General features: G+C 39.9%; 5 protein-coding genes and 1 pseudogene. 2 read left to right on the top strand and 4 right to left on the bottom strand.

Going from position 1 to position 4,815, the window contains the following annotated elements; all coding sequences use genetic code 11:
• Window positions 1-377: ATP-binding protein (locus tag ACQR30_RS11930; protein WP_429735366.1), on the bottom strand; the 377-nt coding region annotated here is incomplete at its 3' end.
• Between the two features lie 470 nt (window positions 378-847).
• Between ACQR30_RS11930 and ACQR30_RS11925 the strand changes: the two are divergent.
• Window positions 848-1,069 (top strand): annotated as a pseudogene (locus tag ACQR30_RS11925) (type II toxin-antitoxin system RelE/ParE family toxin); the annotation flags it as partial.
• Between the two features lie 4 nt (window positions 1,070-1,073).
• Window positions 1,074-1,400, top strand: coding sequence for a helix-turn-helix domain-containing protein (locus tag ACQR30_RS11920; protein WP_429735364.1), 327 nt, complete (start codon window positions 1,074-1,076; stop codon window positions 1,398-1,400).
• Window positions 1,401-1,910: 510 nt separating this feature from the next.
• Here ACQR30_RS11920 and ACQR30_RS11915 read toward each other — a convergent pair.
• From ACQR30_RS11915 to ACQR30_RS11905, 3 genes are all read right to left on the bottom strand, one after another.
• Complete coding sequence (locus ACQR30_RS11915) at window positions 1,911-2,915, bottom strand: chorismate synthase (RefSeq protein ID WP_429735362.1); 1,005 nt, start codon at window positions 2,913-2,915, stop codon at window positions 1,911-1,913.
• A 225-nt stretch (window positions 2,916-3,140) separates the two neighbouring features.
• On the bottom strand, window positions 3,141-3,755 hold the full coding sequence (locus tag ACQR30_RS11910) for an HAD family hydrolase (protein ID WP_429735360.1): 615 nt from the start codon (window positions 3,753-3,755) through the stop codon (window positions 3,141-3,143).
• 43 nt (window positions 3,756-3,798) lie between these two features.
• The coding region (locus tag ACQR30_RS11905; RefSeq protein WP_429735358.1) for a class I fructose-bisphosphate aldolase at window positions 3,799-4,815 on the bottom strand (1,017 nt) is incomplete at its 5' end.

Raw genomic sequence — 4,815 nt, 5'->3', positions numbered from 1 at the left:
AGCATCGATGACGAAGTAAAAATAACCGTCAGCTCAGGGAAGTTGTCGTAAATCAGTTTGATCTCTCTTGACCAGTCTGGATACTTGTGAACCTCATCGAGCAATAAATGTGTTCCTCCGAATTGGGCAAATTGTTTTGCCAAATCATACAGTTTGTTGTCAAAAAAATAGATGTGGTCTAAACTTACATAAAGTGTTGATTTTAAAGGTAATTTCAATTTAGCAAGTTGTAAAAGCAAAGTGGTTTTACCGGCTCCCCTTGCGCCTTTTACCGCTATCAAGCGGTTGCTTACATCTATTTGATGAAGGAGATAACGCTGTAAATCCAACGATATGCGTGCTATTTTTACCTGAAATTCTAATAATAATGCTTCCATATTGCTTTCCTTAAAAAGCAAATATAATAAATTTCGTTGAATACAAAAAGCAATTTATTGCATTTATTGCTTTTTATATAAAGCAAAATGGAGGTAATTTTAAACTATAGTGCGTATTATACAACACCCATTGAAACCAAAAAATTCTCACCCTATCGTATAGCGAGAAATTCTATTATGCTATCCGCCAAACGGTTCGTGTTTGTTAAGGATTGTAATAGGTAACAAACAATGCACCGCAGCAAGCCCTAACGTTGTGCGTCACCTTTCACGACCATCGTTCAAATTGACGACTTGAAATGAAGTTTCTAATTTTGGAAACATTTATTACCTTTACCAAAACGATATTAATTGCAATACTTTCAGACACAGTTTTTAGAAGAAGCAGACAAATTCATTGCAGGGCTTGACGTCAAGGCTGCAAGAAAGGTTTTCTATAACATTACCTTGCTGAACGAAGTAATGACCCAAAGCTTTTCAAAAAACTTCAAAAAGACATTTGGGAATTTAGAACAAAGTTTGGCGGTGTGCAAATCAGGTTGCTTGCTTTTTGGGACAAAGACAACGAAACTGAAACTTTGGTTTTTGCGACTCACGGTTTTATTAAAAAGGTTGACAAAGTTCCTGTAAACGAAATTGAAAGGGCAATTAACATTCGTAAAAAATATTTTGAAAGCAAACTTAAAAAATAACATTATGGCAAAGACAGCAATGAAATCATACTCACTTGCCGAAATGAAAGATAAATACATCGGCAAGAAAGGTACAAAAGACAGAGAGCAATATGAATATGAACTTCGTATGGACATTTTAGGTCGAATGATTAAAGCGGCAAGACAGGAACGCAAATTGACACAAGAACAATTAGGAGAACTTGTAGGAGTGCAAAAGGCCCAAATCTCTAAATTGGAAAGTAGTGCAAACAGTGCGACAATTGACACCGTATTAAAAGTTTTCAAAGCATTAAAAGCAGACATACATTTTAATGTAATAATTGAAAACCAATACTTGCAGCTCGTTTGACAATAAAGCGAACACATAACATTAGTATTGCCAATAGTGGAGTTGGTCATAGATCAATCGGCAGCGGTAATTCTATTGTACTATAGTTTGAGCTGGACGAATAAGACCCTGCTTTAGTTCAACATCGGTTTGGCAAAAGGCAAGCTGACCTGCTTCGAAGAAAGGTTCGTGGATTCGTGCAAGGTCCAACATTTATGTTTTTCCCATGAATTTTTTTGCTAAAAATTCACCACATCGCCAAACCGAGAACCGTTACACCAATTTTATGACGACAACAACCGAATGACAGAAAGACCAAACATATTAGTAGTTTCTGGAGGAAATGAGCCCCATCCACGGCAGAGCCGATGGGTTGAGCTTCGGAGGTCATGGACTTACCTAATGGGAACGTCTTACTCCGTATTGGTTTGGTGTCCGGGTTAGTTCCTAAAACGATTGGAAAAAACAAATAATCAACTCAGAAATATTCATCCATCTGAATACCCTACTGATATTTGTGACCTCGCTCCATTAAATACGCCCAGATATCCTACCAACTTTATTTTCCAACATCATAAAATCCAGCAAAACGATGGCAGTCATCGCCTCGAGGATCACCGGTGCACGCAGTGCTACGCATAAGTCGTGACGGCCCTTTACGGAAAATGCGTCTACTTCATTCGTTTCCCAATTCCAGGTTTTTTGTACTTGCGGCGTAGAAGATGTCGGCTTTACGGCAATGCGATAAACCAACTCATTCCCATTACTAATACCTCCTACAATACCCCCTGCATGATTGGTACGCGTTTTTCCGGAAGCATCTTCAATAGCATCATTATGCTCCAAACCATACATTTTTGCTGCCGCAAAACCGCTGCCAAATTCCACCCCTTTTACAGCGGGTATCGCAAACGCAGCATGCGCCAAAGTTGATTCAACACTATCAAAAAAGGGCTCGCCCAAACCAATGGGCAAACCGTTTACACGACACTCTACAATGGCACCCACACTATCTTTTTTCTCAATAGCCGTCTGCAGACCTCTTTCCAAATTATTATCGCCACCAATTTCGGTTACCTCGGAACGAATGGTTATTGTTTCGCCCAAAACTTTTTTAGCAATGACGCCGGCAGCCACAATGCCCGCGGTAAGCCTTGCGCTGAAATGTCCGCCACCACGAAAATCTTCAAACCCGCCATATTTTTCGTGTGCAACAAAATCTGCATGTCCCGGACGAGGATGCGAACGATGTTTTTGGTAATCTTCGGAGCGTGTATTTTTGTTCTCAAATAAAAAAGTAATGGGTGCACCGGTAGAAAACCCATTAAAAATACCACTTTTAAAAATGGGCAAATCTTCTTCCTGACGAGGCGTTGCGCCTTTTTGTTTACCGCCTTTACGCCGTTCCATATCTGGCACAAAATCTTCTACTTGCAGGGGCAGGCCTGCCGGCACGCCATCTATATTGATGCCTACACACTCGCCATGCGATTCTCCAAAAATGGTCACTTTAAATATCCTTCCAAATGAATTCATATCTTTTATTATTGAACGGACGGTGTTGAAGGAATCATTTTGAATGAAAAACAATTCATTGTATGGGATCCTTCCCCAACCTGTTCTCTTTTTGTAATAATGCTATTGCAAATAATGTATACTCAATCCAACTAAACTTATTTTCAAAGATGTTCCGGCTGTTTCCCCATTAGGGTAAAACGCAGCATTTCCGCTAAATCCAGGCGAAGCAATCTTCCTATAAGATTATTTAAACCCATAACTTGCTAAAATCTTCTTCGTGCTTTCGTAATCTTTATGCCACAAACCACGAATGCCCTGCTTTTCTGCTACCTGTACAAACATTTCCCGATCATCAATAAATAACACATCCTCCGGCTGTACTTGTGCAATATCAAGCGCCAGCTTAAAAATATCGGCATCCGGTTTGCGAATATGCACAAAACTGGAAGAGATAAAAAAATCAACGAAACTATTTAAGCCAAATTGTTTTATCCGATGGTCATTCAACTCACGGCCTTCGTTACTTACGACGGCTATATGAAACCCATATTTCTTTTTTAAAGACTTCATCAAATCAATCATTTCGGGATAGGGCGCCGAAAGATTGAACATATATTCTTTAAAAGTTTTTCTACTAAAACTTCTCTTCTTATAAAAAACAACACGGTCTAAATATTCATCTAGTGTAATCTTCCCTTCTTCATAAGTATCAAAAGTCAGGTGATGTCTTTCATTGGTCTCTTCCGCATCCAATTTAAATTTCTCTACTGCCTGTGCACGCTTGCGTCTGTCCCATCCGTTATTCAACAATACACCACCAATATCTGTAAACAAACATTTTATTTGAGTCTTCGCCATTTGATTTTTTTGAGTTCATAAAAAATAGAAAATAACGCCTGTTTTAAGCAACGATTATCTTCTTTTCCAAATATACATCTTGGATTCCATTTAGTAAGGCAATGCCGTCTTTCATCGGTTTTTGAAAAGACTTCCGCCCTGAAATCATCCCCATGCCGCCTGCGCGTTTATTGATGACAGCGGTACGCAGCGCCTCCTGCAAATCTTTTTGTTTATCTCCTTCGGAGGCCCCGCCAGAATTGATAAGCCCGGAACGTCCCATAAAACAATTCAGTACTTGGTATCTGCAAAGATCAATAGGATGATTAGTAGCTAGTTTGGAATACATACGTTTGTCAAACTTGCCATAGCTTTGCCCCTTCGTGTTTAAGGCTAAATAGCCGCCATTATTCTCCGGTAATTTTTGTTTAATAATGTCTGCCTGAATGGTTACACCCAGATGATTCGCCTGTCCGGTTAAGTCCGCAGAAACGTGGTAATCCACCCCATCCTTTTTAAACGCGCTATTGCGTAAATAGCACCACAAAACAGTTACCATCCCTAATTGATGCGCCTCGTCAAACGCCTTGGCTACTTCTATTATTTGACGGTCGCTTTGTTCTGAACCAAAATAAACGGTGGCACCAACGGCAGCAGCCCCCAAATTCCAGGCATCTTTCACGGAACCGAACATTATCTGATCAAACTTATTGGGATAAGTCAGTAATTCATTGTGGTTGAGTTTTACTAAAAATGGAATTTTGTGGGCATATTTTCTAGCGACAGATCCTAAGACACCAAAAGTCGTTGCAACGGCATTACAACCACCTTCAATGGCGAGCTTTACAATATTTTCCGGATCGAAATAAATCGGATTGGGTGCAAATGACGCCCCGGCACTATGCTCTATGCCTTGATCTACCGGCAATATCGACAAATATCCGGTGCCTGCCAGCCGCCCGGTATTGTATAGGTTCTGTAAATTTCTTAGTGTCTGAATATTTCTATTACTGTCGCCAACTACTGCATCAATAAAATTCGCAGAGGGCAAATGCAAGTATTTTTTATCAACCGTCTTGCA

This window comes from Arachidicoccus sp., from assembly GCF_050436765.1.
GTDB lineage: Bacteria > Bacteroidota > Bacteroidia > Chitinophagales > Chitinophagaceae > Arachidicoccus.
Note: the sequence above shows the minus strand (reverse complement) of the source record. Positions and strands in the feature narration are given on the sequence as shown.

What these genes read in the sequence shown, in the direction of transcription:
- ACQR30_RS11920 (WP_429735364.1), top strand. Translation starts at nt 1,074, where the DNA reads ATGGCAAAGACAGCAATGAAATCATACTCACTTGCCGAAATGAAAGAT.
- ACQR30_RS11915 (WP_429735362.1), bottom strand. Translation starts at nt 2,915, where the DNA reads ATGAATTCATTTGGAAGGATATTTAAAGTGACCATTTTTGGAGAATCG.
- ACQR30_RS11910 (WP_429735360.1), bottom strand. Translation starts at nt 3,755, where the DNA reads ATGGCGAAGACTCAAATAAAATGTTTGTTTACAGATATTGGTGGTGTA.